The organism is Candidatus Merdisoma sp. JLR.KK011 (genome assembly GCF_036941125.1).
In the GTDB taxonomy this organism is placed as follows: domain Bacteria; phylum Bacillota; class Clostridia; order Lachnospirales; family Lachnospiraceae; genus Laedolimicola.
Genome location: NZ_JAYWSZ010000003.1, coordinates 582,029 through 600,202, shown reverse-complemented (window position 1 = coordinate 600,202; position 18,174 = coordinate 582,029). Strand labels below are relative to the sequence as shown.

Annotated in this window: 16 protein-coding genes; 5 read left to right on the top strand and 11 right to left on the bottom strand. The window is 51.0% G+C overall.

All coding sequences use genetic code 11. The features are described from left to right. Nucleotides 1-4: 4 nt before the first annotated feature. From VV089_RS03785 to VV089_RS03770, 4 genes are all read right to left on the bottom strand, one after another. Nucleotides 5-754 (bottom strand): 16S rRNA (uracil(1498)-N(3))-methyltransferase, encoded by a 750-nt coding sequence (locus VV089_RS03785; protein ID WP_334335015.1) that lies wholly within the window; start codon nt 752-754, stop codon nt 5-7. Between the two features lie 45 nt (nt 755-799). Then, nucleotides 800-1,756: a 50S ribosomal protein L11 methyltransferase gene (prmA, locus tag VV089_RS03780; protein WP_334335014.1), complete on the bottom strand. Its 957-nt coding sequence runs from the start codon at nt 1,754-1,756 to the stop codon at nt 800-802. Nucleotides 1,757-1,869: 113 nt separating this feature from the next. After that, nucleotides 1,870-2,808 carry an NAD(P)H-hydrate dehydratase gene (locus tag VV089_RS03775; RefSeq protein WP_334335013.1) on the bottom strand — a complete coding sequence of 313 codons (939 nt, stop codon included), beginning with the start codon at nt 2,806-2,808 and terminating at the stop codon, nt 1,870-1,872. A 45-nt stretch (nt 2,809-2,853) separates the two neighbouring features. Beyond that, nucleotides 2,854-3,252, bottom strand: a complete 399-nt coding sequence (locus tag VV089_RS03770) for a hypothetical protein (RefSeq protein WP_334335012.1) — start codon at nt 3,250-3,252, stop codon at nt 2,854-2,856. Between the two features lie 155 nt (nt 3,253-3,407). Here VV089_RS03770 and VV089_RS03765 point away from each other — a divergent pair, with 155 nt between their 5' ends. Beyond that, nucleotides 3,408-5,147, top strand: a complete 1,740-nt coding sequence (locus VV089_RS03765; protein WP_334335011.1) for an Rqc2 family fibronectin-binding protein — start codon at nt 3,408-3,410, stop codon at nt 5,145-5,147. A 182-nt stretch (nt 5,148-5,329) separates the two neighbouring features. After that, nucleotides 5,330-6,685 carry an SH3 domain-containing protein gene (locus VV089_RS03760; RefSeq protein WP_334335010.1) on the top strand — a complete coding sequence of 452 codons (1,356 nt, stop codon included), beginning with the start codon at nt 5,330-5,332 and terminating at the stop codon, nt 6,683-6,685. 132 nt (nt 6,686-6,817) lie between these two features. Here the strand turns inward: VV089_RS03760 and VV089_RS03755 are convergent, their stop codons facing one another. Further along, nucleotides 6,818-7,405 carry a zinc dependent phospholipase C family protein gene (locus VV089_RS03755; RefSeq protein ID WP_334335009.1) on the bottom strand — a complete coding sequence of 196 codons (588 nt, stop codon included), beginning with the start codon at nt 7,403-7,405 and terminating at the stop codon, nt 6,818-6,820. Between the two features lie 199 nt (nt 7,406-7,604). Next, nucleotides 7,605-8,123: a shikimate kinase gene (locus VV089_RS03750; protein WP_334335008.1), complete on the bottom strand. Its 519-nt coding sequence runs from the start codon at nt 8,121-8,123 to the stop codon at nt 7,605-7,607. A gap of 148 nt (nt 8,124-8,271) precedes the next feature. Between VV089_RS03750 and VV089_RS03745 the strand changes: the two genes are divergently transcribed. After that, complete coding sequence (locus VV089_RS03745) at nt 8,272-8,856, top strand: TetR/AcrR family transcriptional regulator C-terminal domain-containing protein (RefSeq protein ID WP_334335007.1); 585 nt, start codon at nt 8,272-8,274, stop codon at nt 8,854-8,856. Here the strand turns inward: VV089_RS03745 and VV089_RS03740 are convergent. From VV089_RS03740 to VV089_RS03730, 3 genes are all read right to left on the bottom strand, one after another. Continuing rightward, complete coding sequence (locus tag VV089_RS03740) at nt 8,825-10,534, bottom strand: CotH kinase family protein (protein ID WP_334335006.1); 1,710 nt, start codon at nt 10,532-10,534, stop codon at nt 8,825-8,827. The genes VV089_RS03745 and VV089_RS03740 overlap by 32 nt on opposite strands. A 129-nt stretch (nt 10,535-10,663) precedes the next feature. Continuing rightward, nucleotides 10,664-11,755, bottom strand: a complete 1,092-nt coding sequence (locus VV089_RS03735; RefSeq protein WP_334335005.1) for a DUF2974 domain-containing protein — start codon at nt 11,753-11,755, stop codon at nt 10,664-10,666. Nucleotides 11,756-11,958: 203 nt separating this feature from the next. Then, nucleotides 11,959-13,107, bottom strand: a complete 1,149-nt coding sequence (locus tag VV089_RS03730) for an aldo/keto reductase (RefSeq protein WP_334335004.1) — start codon at nt 13,105-13,107, stop codon at nt 11,959-11,961. Nucleotides 13,108-13,385: 278 nt separating this feature from the next. Here VV089_RS03730 and VV089_RS03725 point away from each other — a divergent pair, with 278 nt between their 5' ends. Further along, entirely contained in the window at nt 13,386-13,802 is a 417-nt protein-coding gene (locus VV089_RS03725; RefSeq protein ID WP_334335003.1) for a hypothetical protein, read from the top strand. A 95-nt stretch (nt 13,803-13,897) separates the two neighbouring features. Here VV089_RS03725 and VV089_RS03720 read toward each other — a convergent pair whose 3' ends face one another. Then, nucleotides 13,898-15,985 carry a glycogen debranching protein gene (locus VV089_RS03720; RefSeq protein WP_334336203.1) on the bottom strand — a complete coding sequence of 696 codons (2,088 nt, stop codon included), beginning with the start codon at nt 15,983-15,985 and terminating at the stop codon, nt 13,898-13,900. 466 nt (nt 15,986-16,451) lie between these two features. Here VV089_RS03720 and metA point away from each other — a divergent pair, with 466 nt between their 5' ends. Next, nucleotides 16,452-17,369, top strand: coding sequence for a homoserine O-acetyltransferase MetA (gene metA / locus VV089_RS03715; RefSeq protein WP_334335002.1), 918 nt, complete (start codon nt 16,452-16,454; stop codon nt 17,367-17,369). A 205-nt stretch (nt 17,370-17,574) separates the two neighbouring features. Here the strand turns inward: metA and VV089_RS03710 are convergent, their stop codons facing one another. After that, a complete protein-coding gene (locus VV089_RS03710; protein ID WP_334335001.1) occupies nt 17,575-18,102 on the bottom strand; it encodes a cob(I)yrinic acid a,c-diamide adenosyltransferase in 528 nt (175 codons plus the stop codon). Between the last annotated feature and the right edge of the window lie 72 nt (nt 18,103-18,174).

Here is an 18,174-nt window from a genome sequence, read left to right as displayed (position 1 = left end):
AACTTTACTCCTCTTCCTCATGTTCCAGAAGATAAGCCAGCACCGAAATCAAAGCCATTCCCGCCGTCTCTGTACGCAGAATCCGCTTTCCAAGGGTAACAGGCTCTGCCCCTGCTTCTATAGCCGCCCGAACCTCACTCTCCTCAAAGCCGCCCTCCGGCCCGATAAAGATCCCCACAGACTGCCCAGGCATAATGGAGGAGCACACTTCCCTTGTATGCTCTATTCCCCGGGCAAGCTCATAGGGAATCAGACAGACATCCAGATCCGCCGCTTCCGCAAGGGCCTGGGAAAAGTCTGTAACTGCCCCGATCTCCGGCACAATGCCCCGTCCGGACTGCTTGGCCGCACTCTCGGCGATCGCCGTCCACCGCTTTCTCCTTAACTGCTCCTTTTTCGCATCCAGCTTTACCACCGTGCGCTTTGTCTGTACCGGAACAATTCTGACCGCTCCCAGCTCCACGCATTTCTGAATAATATATTCCAGCTTGTCCCCTTTGGGAAGACCCTGGAACAAGGTGATCCGGGAAGGCAGCTCGGCATTCCCGCCAAGGCGCCACATAATGGAGGCCGTAACGGACGTATCGGCGATATCCGTAAGCTTACAGCGGTAATCCCTTCCCTGCCCGTCGCTTACAAGAACCTCCTCGCCGGGACGCATCCGCAGCACATTACGGATATGATTCACGTCGGATCCTGTTATTCTGATTTCCTTTTCTCCAATCTGAGACGGTTCTGTAAAAAAATGATGCATAAACGCTCCCTTTTTCCTTGTCTGAATCTATTTCCATTCCGGCTGTCAGGGCTTCCTGGCTGTCACGGAAACCCACTCTCCCTGATAAGTTACCTCAAGCACTTCGAAGCCGCACTCCTTCACGGTCTTTACCACCAGTTCTTCCTTATCGTCAATGATACCGGAGGTAATATAGATTCCGCCGGGCTTTAAGTGCTTAAGGATTACAGGGGTCAGAGGAACAAGAACCTCTGCCAGAATATTTGCCACAGCAATGTCATAGCATTCGTATCCGGCCCAGTCCTGCACCTCCTGATCGTCAATAATATTTCCAATCCGCAGTTCAAAGGAACCGGGGTCTATGGCGTTTGCCTCCAGATTCTCTCTTACGGCATCCACGGCACAGGGATCAAGATCCGTTCCCTTTGCCTTCTCTGCCCCAAGCTTGAGGCTGATAACGGACAGAATGCCGCTTCCCGTTCCCACGTCCAGAAGTACTGTATGGTCCGTAAGGTGCTTGCGGATCTGGCGGATGCACAGCTGTGTGGTCTCGTGCATTCCCGTGCCGAAGGCCGTCCCCGGATCAATCTGGATCAGCAGCTTGTCCCGATCCTCCGGCTTCGTCTCTTCCCAGGAGGGCTTTATCAAAATATCGTCCACATAAAACTGGTGAAAATATTCCTTCCAGTTGTTGATCCAGTCCTTGTCCTCTGTCTCGGAGGATGTGAGCGTACCCTCGCCGATTGACAGCCCCCAGGTCTGTATTTCCTTCAATCCGGCCTTTACCCGGTCAAGCACTGCCTGCTCATCCGTCTCCGGCTCCAGATAAAAGCTGATATAGGCTTCGCCGTCGTCCTCCGGCATATCCGGCAGGATATCCACAAACATCTGCTCCTTGTCACGCTCTGAGAGGGGCACCTTATCTTCAATCTCGATTCCCTCAATGCCTGCTTCCATCATCATATTGCTGATGATATCTTCTGCCTCCGTCGTGGTTTTTAAGGTGTATTTCTTCCATTTCAATGTCTGTCACCTCATTGTCTTGTTTTTATATTCCAATACTGCCCCAGGTGTGTTGCTGGGCACGGAACGGACAGTAACGTATTTTTCGCTCCCCTTACCATAACATAAATGCTTCAAATCAACAAGTGTTTCTGCAAAGAACAAATTGCCCTGGGAATCCGCTCTATCATATCCCTTGGCAGCATCCCGAATTCTCCCAGCTCTTCCTTTGCCAGATCTCCTGCGTATCCGTGAAGCCACGCGGCCAGTGCGGCCGCCTTTACCGGCTCCATCCCCTGTCCCAGCAGGGAGAGGATCATTCCGCCTAAGACATCGCCGCTTCCGCCCTTTGCCATTCCGCTGTTCCCGGTGGAATTAACAAAAACAGTCCCGTCGGGAGCCGCCGTCACCGTATCGGGCCCTTTTAACACCAGAATGCAGCCTGTCTTTGCCGCAAATGCCTCCGCAGCCCGGATTCGCTCCTGCATCCGCTGCTCCCGGACTGCCGGGACATCTTTCCCTCCTCTTTCCAGACTTCCGCCCAGATAGGCAAACTCCCCCTCATGGGGCGTCAGAATCGTCACCCGGCCCTTTTCTTCCCTGGCTTTTAAGAGCTCCTTGTGATTCCGTATCCCGTAGAGGGCGTCGGCATCCAGCACCAGGGGAATCTCTGACTGCTCCAGGAGACGCTTAAGCAGGATTACATGCTCCTGGCTTCTTCCGAGCCCCGGCCCGATCAGCCCGGCATCGCAGGCATTCAGCCGCTCCAGAATTTTAAAATACGCTTCCCCTGTGATCATGCCTTCCCGATCCGGCAGGGGGTAAGGCATGGCCTCCAGACACATCGCCGCCGTCATCGGATATATTTCCCGGGGAACTCCCACATAGACAAGGCCGCTTCCTGTCCGGGCCGCAGCCAAAGCCGCCAGAACCGGCGCGCCGGTAAGCCCGACGCTTCCTCCCGCGACACAGACCTTTCCAAAGGTGCCCTTGTGCCCGTCCCAGGGACGCTCCGGCAGAAAGCCTGCCGCCTCTTCCTTTGTAACTTTAAGCGCCTGTCCCGGTAATCTCATGCCCTGCACCTCCTGTTCCATTGCCTTTTATCCTTCTTTCCGTTCTTACTTCTGTGCCAGATAGGGCAGGCTGTTTTCATCCTCATAGTAATACCAGTCTCTGCCGCATATCTTTGCCGGATGCTCCTTGTCGTCCTTTGGAATGAAAATCTCCCTGTCGCAGCAGTCCTGCTTTTTTGTAAAAAGTACGTGGTGATGGGGCTTGTTGTCCTGGAAGAACCATTCCTCCCAGGGGTGATCCTTTAAAAGCTCCTCTGAAGGAACTGCGTGAATGACATAGTGGGAGCGGATTCCATCCTTCATGCAGGTGATTTTCTGCCAAGAGTAGGATGCATAGACTTCCATAAGCTCCCGGGACAATCCTCCAAAAATCTCGTCATAATCGTAGCCCAGCTCTTCCAGGGCCTGCCTGATTCCCAACTGCTCCATTTTTTCTTTCAGCATGGTATGTTTCTTCCTTTCTCTTGAATTTTTTACTCTTCTTCCTAATCTGATTTTAATTCATCCGGCGGCTTTGCGCAATCGGTGTTGAAAAAATTTATGGAAACATAGATTCTTTCATGCTATACTGTTAGCATTCAACAGGAAAGGAGTTTCACATGGCATTTGACGGCATTACGACTGCAAGTCTGCGGGCGGAGCTTTCCAAAGCTCTTGTAGGCGGGCGGATCTCCAAGATCGCCCAGCCGGAGGCAGACGAGCTTCTTTTGACCATAAAAAATAACAAAAACCAGTACCGGCTTCTCATCTCCGCTTCCGCAAGCCTGCCCTTACTCTATCTCACCGAGAGCAGCAAGCCAAGCCCCATGACGGCGCCGGGCTTCTGCATGCTCCTGCGCAAGCACTTAAACGGAGGGAAAATCACGGATATCCGTCAGCCCTCCCTGGAGCGGATTATCCAGTTTGAGATTGAACATTTAAACGAGCTTGGGGATCTCTGCCGCAAGCTGCTCATCGTGGAGCTTATGGGAAAGCACAGCAACCTCATCTTCTGCAAGGAGGACGGAACGATTCTGGACAGCATCAAGCACATATCCTCCGCTGTCAGCTCCGTCCGGGAAGTGCTCCCGGGGCGCGCCTATTTTATTCCGGCCACACAGGAAAAGCTGGATCCTCTCACGGTCCCGGAGGAGCTTATGCTTGAAGCGGTCTGTGCAAAACCCCTGCCTCTTGGCAAGGCCCTTTACACCACCCTCACCGGATTTTCTCCCGTGATGGCGGAAGAGCTGTGCCACAGAGCCCTTCTGGATTCCAGCAGCCAGCCCCAGACCCTTACAGCGAACCAGAAGGAGATGCTGATGCATCAGCTTTCCCGTGTCTTAACGGATATACGGGAGGAACGGTTTGCCCCCCAGATCCGCTTCCGGGGAAAAGAGCCCGTGGAATTTGCCGCCCTTCCCCTAACGGTATATGAGGAGCTTGAAGCACAGTCCTTTGAGAGCATCTCCGCTCTTTTAGAGACCTACTACGCCTCCAAAAATGCCATCACCCGAATCCGCCAGAAATCTTCGGATCTCCGGAAAATCGTACAGACTGCCCTGGAACGCAGCCGCAAAAAGTACGATCTCCAGTCGAGACAGCTCAAAGACACGGAAAAACGGGAGAAATACAAGATTTACGGGGAACTGCTCCACACCTACGGCTACAACCTGGAGGAAGGCGCCAGTTCTTTGGAGGCTCTCAACTACTACACCAGCGAGACCGTTACCATTCCCTTGGATCCCCAGCTGAGCGCCCAGGAGAACGCAAAAAAATATTTTGACAAATACGGCAAGCTGAAGCGGACTTATGAGGCCGTCACGGAGCTTCTTGCAGAGACCGCAAAAGAGACGGCCCACCTGGAATCCGTCAGCCAGGCCCTTGACATTGCCTTGTCAGAAGCGGATCTGGTGCAGATTCGCGAGGAGCTGATGGAATCCGGCTATATCCGCAAGCGTAGAACCCAGGATAAAAAGCCGAAGATTACCTCAAAGCCCTTTCACTATCTCTCCAGCGACGGCTTTCATATCTATGTGGGAAAAAACAATCTCCAGAACGACGAGCTGACCTTCAAATTCGCCTCCGGCAATGACTGGTGGTTCCACGCCAAGGGAACGGCCGGCTCCCATGTAATCTTAAAAAGTGAAGGACAGCAGGTGCCGGACCGGGCTTTTGAGGAAGCCGGCCGTCTGGCTGCTTACTACTCCAAGAACCGGGAAGGGGAAAAGACAGAGATTGATTATGTAGAGAAAAAGCATGTCAAAAAACCGGCCGGAGCCAAACCGGGCTTTGTGGTTTACTATACAAACTATTCCCTGGTCATTGACTCCGATATCTCTGGGCTTACTCTGTTAACATAATTCTGAATATTTTCTTAATACTGCTTTCTGATTCTTGCATTTTGGGACAAGTATGCTTATACTGGGAATAGTATCCTTTTATATTCAAGACGAAAAATATGTCGTAATCGTGTTCCATTGGGGACACAAAAGCCAACAAAAGGATTCCTTGATAAAAACCGAAGATAACAGGGGGTATTTTTATGTCAACAAAATCAATCTGTAAGCAAGGCAGAAGCTTTCTTACCATACTGCTGATGCTTGCCTTATTCTTAACGCCGCTGGGACCGGGACTTCGCTCCCAGGCTGCCCGGGCGACGGGCACTGTGAAAAACCGTATCTTAAACGTCCGTTCCTCCGCCTCAACCAGCTCTTCCATTGTGTGTAAGCTGACCCAGGGCACCAAGGTCACCATTCTCTCCGACACTACGGGAGACGACGGCCTCAAGTGGTACAATGTATACTTTGCCTACAACGGAGACGCAAAGGAAGGCTATGTGCGCGCCGATCTCGTCAATGTATCGGGCGCTGTTCTTGGCAGTTCCTCCGGAGGAAATACCTCCTCCAATACGCCGGCAGGTTCCGGCTCCACCCGTTACGTGAAGCCGCCTGTAGCCATTATACGAACCTACGCTTCCACCAATGCCGATATCCGTTCCAGGCTGGAAAAAGGCTCCAGCGTGACCGTCCTCTCCTCCAAGACAGGATCTGACGACGGAAGAACCTGGTATAAGATATCCTTTACCAAGAACGGCTCCGCCATGGACGGCTATATCCGGGGCGATCTCCTGGTTGACACCAATCCCGGCGGCACCGGCTCCACTTCCACCGATGTGTCCGGCACCCGGTACATCAATACAGACAGCGCCCGGATACGCACCTACGCTTCTCCAAATGCCGATATCCGCTCCGGCCTTCCCAGGGGAACACAGGTTACGCTGATTTCTTCCAAGACAGGAGACGACGGCGCTGTCTGGTATAAGATCTCCTACACGGAGAACGGGAGCCGCTTAACAGGCTATGTCCGCTCGGATCTGCTGAGCTCCGACAAGCCCGGCTCCGATTCTTCCGGCGGCTCCTCCGGAGGCGCTGCCAATACGCCTGCCACAGTAAAGCCTGCCGTGGCCAACATCCGTACCTATGCTTCCACCAGCGGAGACATCCGTTCCAAGCTTCCGGCCGGCACCAGCGTCACCATCCTTTCGGAGACCACCGGTTCCGACGGAAGGAAGTGGTATCAAATCTCCTATACCTATAACGGCTCGGCCCTAAAGGGCTATATCCGCAGCGACCTTGTGACCTTGGGCGGCACCACAGGCGGTTCCTCTTCCTTGGGGAATTCCTCAGGCTCCAATTCCAATAACAATTCGTCTGCAGTAGCCGAGGTACGCACCTATGCTTCACCCTACGCAGACATCCGGGCCACCCTGGCCAACGGCTCAAAGGTGACTATCCTAAAGGAGGTAACGGGAGAGGACGGACAAAAGTGGACGAAAATTTCCTTTACCCAGAATGACCAAAAGATAGAGGGCTACATCCCTTCCTCCATCATAAAATAAGACAGGGATCTGTATTCACGGATACCTCCAAAACAGGAAAGCGCATGTCATCCAAAACCGGCTGACATGCGCTTCTTTTAAAAAGGGGCTGCTGCAAAGGCAGCACCCCCTCTCTCTCATTTCAATCTCTTTCTATGCCGCAGAAAGCCTCGTCTCGATCCGGCAGCAGCCTGCCAGGTTCAGAATGGCCTGCACTACCTGATGGCAGATGCGGACAATATAGCGGCAGTCCTCCTGGACATTGCGCTTCCGGCTCAGATACTCCCTGTGGGCGTTCCGGATAAAGTTCACGATGGCCTCCGGCGTAGTAAAACGCCAGGCTTCAATCCGATCCCGAAAGGCCTCGCCGCTTCTCACATAGTCCCGAAGCTGAAACTTCAATTCCTTCTCATAAAAGCAGTGATCCTTCAGATTCCCGTCATAAGTACTGTTGTGAGGAAAGGTAAAATAATCCGCCAGATAATGAATGACCTCTCCCAGATGGCGCATATAAGCTCTGAGATTCGATCTCTCACGGCCTTCTCTTTCAGACAGCCTGCGAATCTCATCCGTCACCAGATCAAAGGTTGCCCCAAACTCATGGCGCTTCGTCAGAAACGAGGGCTTGCAGTCCGGAAGAATACTTCCAAGATAAAAAGCCTTCCGATGAGCCTCAAGCTCCGGCACATGCATATCCTCCACAATATATTTTGCCAAAGAAATATGTGATTTCTTTCTCAACCTGATATCCTCCTTAAAAGCCGCCCCGGCAGCCCTTGTCTGTTGTTTTCCGGCTTGCACCGCCTTTTTTATCATACTCTTTCTGAAGTCCATTTGTCCATAGATAATTCTGCCAGTTTTTTAAAACTTTTTCTGTAATTTTTATTCATTTCCGCAAGTCACGGGATAAGAGCCTTCCCAGCTTCCCGAAACACGCTTTCTACCGGCAGCCCTCCTGTATTTTTTTCATAATCTCCCGGCAGATCTCCTCCCCAGTGCGCCCGTCCGTAGGGACAAGATAATCCGCAGCCGCCTCATAACGCTCCTTACGTTCCTCCATAAGCTTCTCAATATAAGATACATTCTTATTCTTTTCCAAAAGAGGACGGTTATGGCTGTCCTTCACACGCTCATAAACAGTCTCAGGCCTGGCCGTCAGAAAAACCACCCTGCCGTTCTTTTTCATAATCTCCACATTGCAGGGACGTAGAGGCGCTCCCCCTCCGCAGGAAACAACAAGGTTTTCCTCCTCTCCAAGCTCTTTCAGAAGCTCCGTCTCAAGTCCCCGGAAATACTCCTCCCCCTTTTCCTCAAAAATCCTGGAAACAGGCATCTGCTCCCGGGCTTCAATCTGCTCGTCCATCTCCACAATTCTCCGCCCGTAATTTTGCTCCAGACATTTTGCCACGGTGGATTTTCCTGCTCCCATGAACCCGATTAAAAAAATGGTATCCTTCATGCTTAACTCCTCCTGCCGGCCCAATTTACAGACCTGCGCTTTTCGCTAACGCTCATTGTACCACACATCAGATTGATGGTCAAAAGTTTCCATTTAACCATTGAATTTCAGAAAAAGGAACGTATAATGAATGGAAAGGAGAACTACTATGCAGTATGAAGTGACCAGTCTCAATACCAAACGCCTGCTTGCCGGATCTCTTCGAAAGTTTATGAGAGAAAAAAGTTTTTCCAAAATTACCGTCAGCGAAATCTGCCTGGACTGCGGCGTTAACAGAAAAACCTTTTATTATCATTTTGAAGATATTTATGCGCTTTTAAAATGGATTCTGGATCAGGAGGCCCTTAAAATCTTTCTGGACTGCGGTCTCCATGGGGATTTCAAGGACACCATTCTGTTTCTTCTTGATTACATAGACACAAACCGGCAGTTTTTAAATTCCATCTACGATTCTCTGGGCTATGACGGTCTGAGAGAATTTCTTTATGAGGATTTTATCCGCCTGCTCTCTTCCATTATTACAAATCTGGAAAAGCAGGAGGGCTGTCTCCTGGAACAAAATCTCAGACAGTTCCTCTGCCAGTTTTATGCCGGAGCCCTTTCGGGAATTCTCAAGGATTTCCTAAAAGCCCGGCATCCCGGAAGCCACAAGGACATTCAGGAGCGCATTTCCTTTACTCTGGAAACCTCCCTCCTGTCCCTTATCCGCGAGAAGGGGAAGAAAGTCTCATAAGCTCCTTTTCCATGACTTCCGGACGCAGGCGGAAAAATTCTTTAATCTTCTCTATTTCCTCCTCGTACACCATTTTCTGATGCTGATAAGCTTCCTCTGCATCCAAAAATTCTTCTGCATTTTGCTGTGAAACAAGGCGCATCTGAAATTCCAGCTCCCTCTCCATTTCCCTTTGCATTCCTTCTATAACCCGGCAGGCGTGCTCGTAGGAAAAAGCCCCCTCCATCAGCTCCTCCATAATCTCTGTAAAACGCTTTCTCATATCCTCTCTCTGCAGAATTGCCCGAAGAAGGGGCTCCTCCCGGTTCCAGCTGCTCTCCTCCTCTCCGAGAACCTCCCCCAGAGACGGGTTGTCCGCCCGGGAAGATCCGGTTCGCTCCATTCCCACATCCAGATCGTAGAGAAGAAACCGCCACCGGCCGTCCAGATAGGGGCCGTTATAATGATTGCCAGCCCCATGCCAGCGGTAGGCCTTGCAGTTGTTGTCGGGCCAGTCCGGATTGGAAAGGTAAATCTCAATGGCACAGTACTTGAGAAAATTGTCCACATCCAGCTGTTCCTCAAGCTTTGCAAAAACAAGGTCGTCCCTAAGATCCTGATACCGGTATGCATACATAAGGTTAAAATCCCATGCTGCCTGGGCCTCTGCCTCATCCTCCAAATCAGTATTGGCATTCCCCCGGTGAGGCGAAAGGATCTGCCAGCTTCCTTCACCGCTTTTTGTTCCGTAATGGGTCTCAAAATAGACCTGGTCATAATTCTCTTCCAGCCACTCAAATCCATAATATTCCCCGTTCAGCCAGACAGACGCTCCGCAGAATTCCTGGGTATCGAGGAATCCGGCATCTTTGGCCAGGCGGTGTCCAAGCTCGTTGCGAAGGTAGGCTTTCTCATGATCGTTGCCGTGGTTGCGGAGCACCAGACGCTTGTACTCTGCTATGGGCTTCCCCGTCCAGTCGCTGACAGACTCCGGAAATATTTCATAGGAAATACGTCCTTCCCCGTAATCCTTCCTGGCAATCAGCCGCAGCGACTTCATATCATTTCCCCGGGAAGTTCCTCCATAAACACGGACGCCCATATCCTGTGAAACTATCTCTGTGCCGTCAGCCTCCCAGATCTCCACATGGACAGGCCGCTCAGACTCCATACCTCTCAAATTATAGTTGGCCGGCGCAGTATCGGTAAATTCCACCCCCGGATTTTCAAAAACATACTCGTCGCGGATTCTGCCCGGCACCAGAATGCCCTGATCATAGCCGTAAAAGCTTTCCGGCTCCCCTGTAATGGAAACAATTTTTGTAGAAAACCGTTCTTCTATCTCATTTCCCAGAAAATAGGTTTTTGTATAGATCTCAGAAGCCGCTCCTTCTCCATAGTAAGCAGCCGCCCGGATGGTAACGGCCTTCGGCTCCTTCCCTGCCGTAAGCTTGACAGGCTCCCGGTATAGCTGCGCGTTTTTGTCAGGCAGGCTCCCGTCCATGGTAAAATAAATATCCGAATCCAGAAGGGTAGACAGCTGAAGCTCCTGATCCTCGCTGTAAAAGCTTTCCTCCAGGGAAAATGCTATCTCCTGTTCCTTATAGGGCTGGCAGAGCCTTCTCGTCCGGATTAGGACGCACAGCATCGCCCCTCCCAGAATCAGACAGGCCCCTGTTCTCCTCTGTCGCTTGTTCATTGCTTCTGTCCTTTACGGGGCTGCCGCAAAATAAGACAGCAGCCCCATCTTCCTATGTATTTGGACAGATTATAAAAAAGCAGAGGAACAGATCAAACCGTCAATCTGCACGCTTTGTATAAAAACAGGTCAATCCTGCAGATTTGGGTAAACAACCCCTGCCGCCGCCTTCACAAGCTGCATCAAAATGCGGATTAGCATCTTTTTCGTCTCGTCGTCCTCTCCCCCCAGCTTCTTAAGGATCGCAAAGAGGCTTCCGGGCTTTGCCAGATCGCCCACATGCTCTGCACCGGAGGCTCCCAGAATCTCAAAGAGCGTATCTATAAAATGCTCTCTCTCCTTGACGGACAGGCCGGCGAGCCAGCTTTTGATGGTTTCATCCACCATGCGGCTGCCCTCTGTCACCTGGCCAAGCTCCACAAAGCCGTCCCCTGAAACCTCCCAGGAATAGGGCTCATGCTGAAGAAGTCCTTCTTCTGTGCTCTGCACCACCTGATAGGGTTCCTCGTGCTCTAAAAGCATTCCCACCACGGATCCCTGGGGAACAAAGGTATGTATCCGATCCAGCAGTTCCAGGTATCCCGGATCCTCCAGCACTTTCTGCCGAAAGCCCGGCCCGTCGTAATTGTAGACGCCGCCGATGCGGCCCCTTATCTCCTCCCCGCTTCGCACGGCAGCATAGACGGCCAGATTGCCGCCCTTGGAATGGCCTGCCGCATAGAGCTTCCCCGGGCAGAGCCTTCCGATGCCCTGGAGATAGTCTCTGGCCGCCTGCTGCCCGGGTATCACATCCAGAAAGCTCATATTCAGATCCTCCTTCCACCCGGTCAGCGTCCCGTCCGTTCCCCGGAATGCCGCAAGAGCCCCTCCATCCTCCAAAAGGAGCGCCACAGCCGCAAACTGAAGCTCCTTTTTCGCATCTGTCAGCTCCCTGGCCCCTGTAAGGCGCAGCGAACCGAAGCGCCTGCTTTTTCCCATAGCCTCCAAAAGCGTTTCGTCCAAAGGATGCCGGAAGCGGCTTTTTTTCCCTTCCTTTGAGAGTTCCTGGAACATTTGGGAAAGCTCCGAAAGCCTTGGAGCTTCCAGTGGATTCCCGGATATCAGGTGATCGAATTGTATGTAGGATAAAGCGCTTACGAGCAAAGCGTCTACAGGGGAAATGGGGGATTCCGTAAGGGAAATATCTCCCTTACGGGATAAATAGTCAAGCATATTCGGCATCTGTCTAACATCCTTTTTGATTCTCAATTGGGATCCGCAGCCCCTGCTGCAAATCATTTTTTTAATCCTATGGTATCTTGTATCGAAAAAGACCGCCTTTGGGCGGCCTTTTCTGTTATCTTTTATTTTCGCGGGAAACAAGCCAGGCGGACATGGCCCCTCAAGCCCGGAGGGCCTGCTTTGTGCCGGCATGTCCGTTTGATTTACGCTCCGAAGAGCTCAGCCGCCTGCTTCATATTCTCTGCAGCCGGCACTCCAAAAGGACACCGCTTCTCGCAGGCTCTGCAGGCCGTACACTCTGACGCCTTATGGGCAAGGCTCCCGTAATGCTCCCGGACTGTCTCTGGAATACTGCCCTGGGCCTTTGCCAGATTCAAAAACTTTGTCACAGAAGCCACATCGATTCCCTTGGGACAGGGCGCGCAGTGGCCGCAGTACATACAATGTCCCTGCCAGCTTATCTTCGGCATAGCGGCGAAGGCTGCCGCATAATCCTTCTCTTCCTCCCCTGCCGTCTCATAGGCAATATTGGACTCCAGCTCCTCCATTGACCGGGCTCCTGCCAGGACACAGGCCACAGCCGGACGGGTCAAGGCATAGTGGATACACTGATACGAAGTCAACGCCTTACCTGCCAAAGAAAGCTCCGCGCTTAAGAGATCTCCGCCCCCAAAGGCTTTCATCACCGTGATGCCCACGCCTTTTCTCTGGCAGACCTCATAAAGCTCCTGCCGCTGAGGATCCATATTTACCAGAGGCCTCTCATAATTCTTCTCATCCCACAAAGCTTCCACATCTTCATTGGCCGGAAGCAGATCATAACAGGGATTGACGCTGAACATCAAAACATCCACCAGGCCGCTCATAACCGCTGCCAGAGCTGCCTCCGGATTGTGGCTGGACATGCCGATGCAGCCGATCGTTCCCTGTTCCTTCAATTTCAGTGCATACTTTATCACATCCCCGTTTTTTACCGTCTCCCAGTCCTTTATGGAATCCACATAATGGATCATGCCAATCTCCAAATAGTCTGTCTCCAGACGGCGGAGCTGATCCTCAAACCCCTCTTTCACCTCCGAAAGCTCCCGGGTCCGCTTATACTGCCCGTCCTTCCAGATCGTACACAGATGCGCCTGGAGCACAAACTTCTCTCTCCGCCCCCGCAGGGCCCGTCCCAGATTCGAACGGAAATCCGGATTCGGCGTATACAAATCAATACAATTCACACCAGCCTCCTCCATACGATCAATGTACGCCTTCACCGTCTCATAGGGCTGATCCAAAAATCCCTCACAGCCCATGCCAATCTCGCTGACCTTCAGCCCCGTGCGTCCCAAAACCCTGTAATTCATAACTCATAGCCTCCATTCCAGTACTGTAATAGTTGTTTCACACACCTGTATCTAAATCAATTTCCAGCCGCCTAACCATGCGTCTGTAAACTGATTTGTGCATGAAACAACTATTACGGTTTCCAGTACTGTAATAGTCGTTTCACACACCTGTATCTATTTTGTCTAGATCAATTTCATTATACTTCTTAAACCCTGCTTTAAGTCAAATATTTCTTGTGTTCTTTCTTTATATGGAGTAAAATTTTGTTATTAGAATTTTTTGGGGAGGAATGCATATGAACTGGAAAGACCGCTGTTTCCTGTCATTAGACGAAGAAAAACTATTTGAAAGCTCTGGACACCGGACCCGATTCTTTGAGCTGTTAGACTGTTACAGCGACTACCCCTTCTTTACCAAGGGCCTATGCAAATGTATGTACCTATCCGCCTGGGACGAGGAGCACTTTGCCATCATGCTGGAAACTCTCACCGCCATGAGCCTCGGCCGCGAAACCGACACCGGCGACATGCGTATCCAGGGCGAAACCCTGGCCGAAGTCCAGCCCGACGCCGAATACTATGTCTACCAGCTCTCCAACGCCTTCCTAGACCACAAGGACTTCACTCTCCCTGCCGATGCCGCCATCGGACCGGCCCAGCGCCACATCATAGATCAAGCCCTAAAAGCCTCTAAAATAATCGACACCATCTAAAACGTAAATGGCCTGCCGCCAAATAGGGGGCTGCTGCGGAAAAGCCTTCCGGCTTATCTGCGGCAGTTCCTTATTTTGCAGCAGGCACACACACCTCAAAACTCCCGAACCGTAAACACCGCCACCGATCTGGGCCTCATAATAAACTCCCCTTCAATCCGAACCTCTTCCCCTTTCCGGTAAAAATAACGCCCCTCTCCATCCCCGGACGTATTCACCGACAAATACCATCCCCCAGAACAATAAACCTTAGGAAGCGTAATCCTCACGTCCTCCCAAAAACTATTAATCGCAACATATACGATATCATCCCGTCCCGATTCCCTGTCATACCCAGCAAAGCTCATCCCAAAAGTCCTTGCTCCATCCGGAATCATAACCTTATCCGCATCAACGTCATGGGCATGAATCGGATCCATTCCGCACACCGCCCCCGGCAGAATCTTCCGAATCACCGGGTGCTTATGACGATACGCAATCATAAACTTAAAAAACTCAAACAGCTCCCGGTTCTTCTCCAGCAGTTCCCAATTCAGCCAGGAAATTTCATTGTCATGGCAATAGCTGTTATTATTCCCATACTGGGTATTTCCAAACTCATCGCCTGCCAGAAACATCGGCGTCCCCCGGCTGCACATCAAGATGGTACAGGCATTGCGGATCATCTGAAATCGAAGCTTCAAAACCTCCGGATCGTCCGTCTCCCCTTCTGCTCCGCAGTTCCAGCTCCGGTTGTTATCCGATCCATCCGTATTATTCCATCCGTTGTTCTCATTATGCTTTTCATTGTACGCATACAAATCATAAAGAGAAAAACCGTCATGGCAGGTGAAAAAATTCACACTGGAATTGTAGCCTGCATACTCCTCATGATCGCCTTGATGGTGATCTCCGTAAAGATCCCCCGAACCTCCGATACTCCAGGCCGCCTCCTTCGCCGCATGATTTTCCCCTTTCAGAAAGCTTCGAAGAGCATCCCGGTATCTCCCGTTCCACTCCGCCCACCGCTTACTGGCGGGAAAACGCCCCACCTGGTAGAGGCCGCCCGCATCCCAGGCCTCCGCAATCAGCTTCACCTTGCTCAAAATGGGATCGTAAGCCAGGCTTCGAAGGAGAGGCGGATTGCTGATTGGCGAACCGTCCACATTTCTTCCTAAAATACTCGCCAGATCAAAACGGAACCCGTCCACCCGGTAGCTGACTGTCCAGTAGCGAAGGCACTCCAGAATCAATTGGTGGACAATGGGATGGTTGCAGTTCAGCGTATTGCCGCAGCCGCTGAAATTATAATAATTCCCGTCGGGCGTCAGCATATAATAAACCTTATTGTCAAAGCCCTTAAAGCAGAAGGTAGGCCCGTGCTCGTTTCCCTCCGCCGTGTGATTAAAGACTACATCCAGGATCACTTCAATCCCGTTCTCGTGAAGCTCCCGGATAAGCTCCTTAAGCTCCGTTCCCTCCCGGTTGTACTCTTTGGCCGAGATATAGTTGGTATTCGGGGCAAAAAATCCAATGGAATTATACCCCCAGTAGTCAAGGAGCCTGTGGCCGTCCTTCTCCCTGGAATTCATGGTCTCGTCAAATGCAAAAATAGGCATCAGCTCCACTGCATTGATTCCCAGCTCCTTCAGATAAGGAATCTTCTCCTTCAGACCGGCAAAGGTTCCCCGGTGCTCCACTCCCGAGGTTGGATGCTGGGTAAACCCCCTCACATGAAGCTCATAGATAACCAGATCGCTTAACTCCCGGGAGGACTGTGGCATGTCCCCCCAGTCAAAAATATCCTTCACCACCCTGGCCCGGTAACCGCGGCTCCGGCGCTCTCCCCAGCGGCCCTGCCTGGTGACCACCCTGGCATAAGGATCCAAAAGCACCGATCTTTTATTAAATATCATGCCTCTCTCCGGTTCATAAGGGCCTCCTACCCGGTAGGCATACTCAAACTTCTCAATATCCAGCCCAAACACAATCATGGAATAGACGTCGCCAATCTTATATTCCTCCGGAAAGGGAAGCACCGCATAAGGCTCCTCCTCTCCTTCATAGTAAAGCAAAAGCTCACAGGAGGTTCCAAAATGAGTATGAACCGTAAAGCTTACCCCATTCGGCAGGGCCATAGCCCCGTTCACATCAAACAACCCCGGCCTTACGGGAAAGCCTGCGATCCTTCCCATAGGCGTCATTGTTATGGTATATTCCGGAACAAATTTCTGTGTGTAATATTTCAAAGTCTCTCTCCCATCTTTTGATTTTGTCTGTCAAACTTTGCCGAAAGACCATCCTTCCTTAAGCAATACTTTCAGCTGTCTATATGTCCTTCCTACAATTACACCCAAGATTTATATGTGCAACATTATAACTGGTTTCCCCCTCTGCGTCAAAGGAAATCTTCAAAAAATCCTATATTTTAGAAATTTTCTCCAAAAAATTTGTTAAAAATTGTCTGCACGTCCGCAGACGAACGACACTCGTTAGAATTCTGTGAAAAATCCATAAGCATTCTCGCAAAATATCTTTTCCAATGCTCCTATTTGTGATAAACTGTATTTTAATGAGCAGATTCTGCCCTCCGCTGAGCCATTTTCCTGGAGCTCATTCCCTGGCAGCTCCAAAGGGCAGTTTATTAAAAAAGAAAGAGTGTGAATTCATATGCCGATCAAAGTACAAAGCGACCTGCCTGTCCGGGCCATACTGGAGAAGGAAAATATCTTCGTAATGGATGAGACAAGAGCCTTAAACCAGGATATCCGGCCCTTAAAAATAGGAATTTTAAATCTGATGCCTTTAAAGGAGGATACGGAGCTTCAGCTTCTGCGCTCCCTGTCCAACACGCCCTTGCAGCTTGACATTACCTTCCTGACCGTCAGCTCCCACGAATCCAAGAACACGGCTCAGAGCCACATCAACAAATTCTACGAGCCCTTCTCACAGATAAAAAAACGCCGCTTTGACGGGCTTATCATAACGGGAGCGCCTGTGGAGCAGATGGAATTTGAAGAAGTGGATTACTGGCCGGAGCTTGTGGAAATCATGGACTGGGCCCAGACTCATGTTACCTCCACCTTCTTTATCTGCTGGGGGGCCCAGGCCGCACTGTATCATTATTACGGACTAAATAAGCAGCTTCTGCCCGAAAAGCTCTTCGGTTTGTACCGCCATCAGGTACAGAACCGGAAGGAGCCTCTTATCCGGGGCTTTGACGATATTTTTCTGGCTCCCCATTCACGGCACACCACAGTAGACGCCAAGACCATTCACAGCTGTAAGGCATTAACCGTCCTTGCGGAATCACAGGAAGCCGGGGTATTTATTGCCATGGCCGAGGAAGGACGGAAAATTTTCGTCTTCGGCCACCCGGAATACGACCGGCGGACGCTGGAGAAGGAATATCTGAGAGATAAGGAAAAGGGACTGCCCATTCAGCCCCCCAAGGATTATTTTGAAGAAAATGACACCAGCAAAAGGCCTCCTCTGATGTGGAGAGCCCATGCCAATACGCTGTATACGAATTGGATCAATTATTATGTATATCAGCTTACTCCTTATCAGTGGGAGGATGAAGAGTAAGCCTCTTGATTTGAGGCTGCCGTGAAATATGGCATCAGACGTTTCTGATATCCAGTGTCCGGCTGTTTGCGTACAGGCTGTCTGATATGGACGGAGATTGCTTTTACAATGTCCGTACAGAGCAGACAGAATGTACACAAACCGTCCGAACACAGGATACAGAAACGTCTGATGCCATATTTCACGACAGCCCTATCAAAACTTTTTACAATTCAATCCCTTCCCGAGCCGGAATGCCTTTGTCAAAGGGATGCTTTTTCTTTTGGATCTCGGATACGTAATCGGCAAGCTTCACAAGCTCCGGATCCGGATCCCGTCCCGTAAGCACCACCTCCAGGCCTTCCGGCTTTTCTCTTAGAAAAGCAAGAACCCTCTCCCGATCCAAGAGGCCGTGATTGTAAGCGGCAATCAGCTCGTCCATGACCAGAAGAAAGATATCCTCTTCCACCGCAGCCCCTGCCGCCTTCTCAAACAATTCTTCATAGGAGCATTCTGCCTCCGCCTTCTGTTCTTCCGTCATATTCCAGTAAAATCCAAACTGCCGGGGACAGGTAAGCACCTTAACGCCGGGAAGCTCTCTCAAGATTTTCAGCTCCGAGGAACTGCCGTCTTTTAAAAATTGTGCCACAAGGACTTTCCTGCCGCTCCCGGCTGCCCGCAGAGCCAGGCCCATGGCAGCAGTGGTCTTCCCCTTTCCGTCTCCGCAGTAAATGTGAATGCATGACTGAGCCATCAATGATTCCTCCAATATTTTCTCATATATTTTTATATATTTTCCCCACAATCCGCCGCAGTAAAACACTTT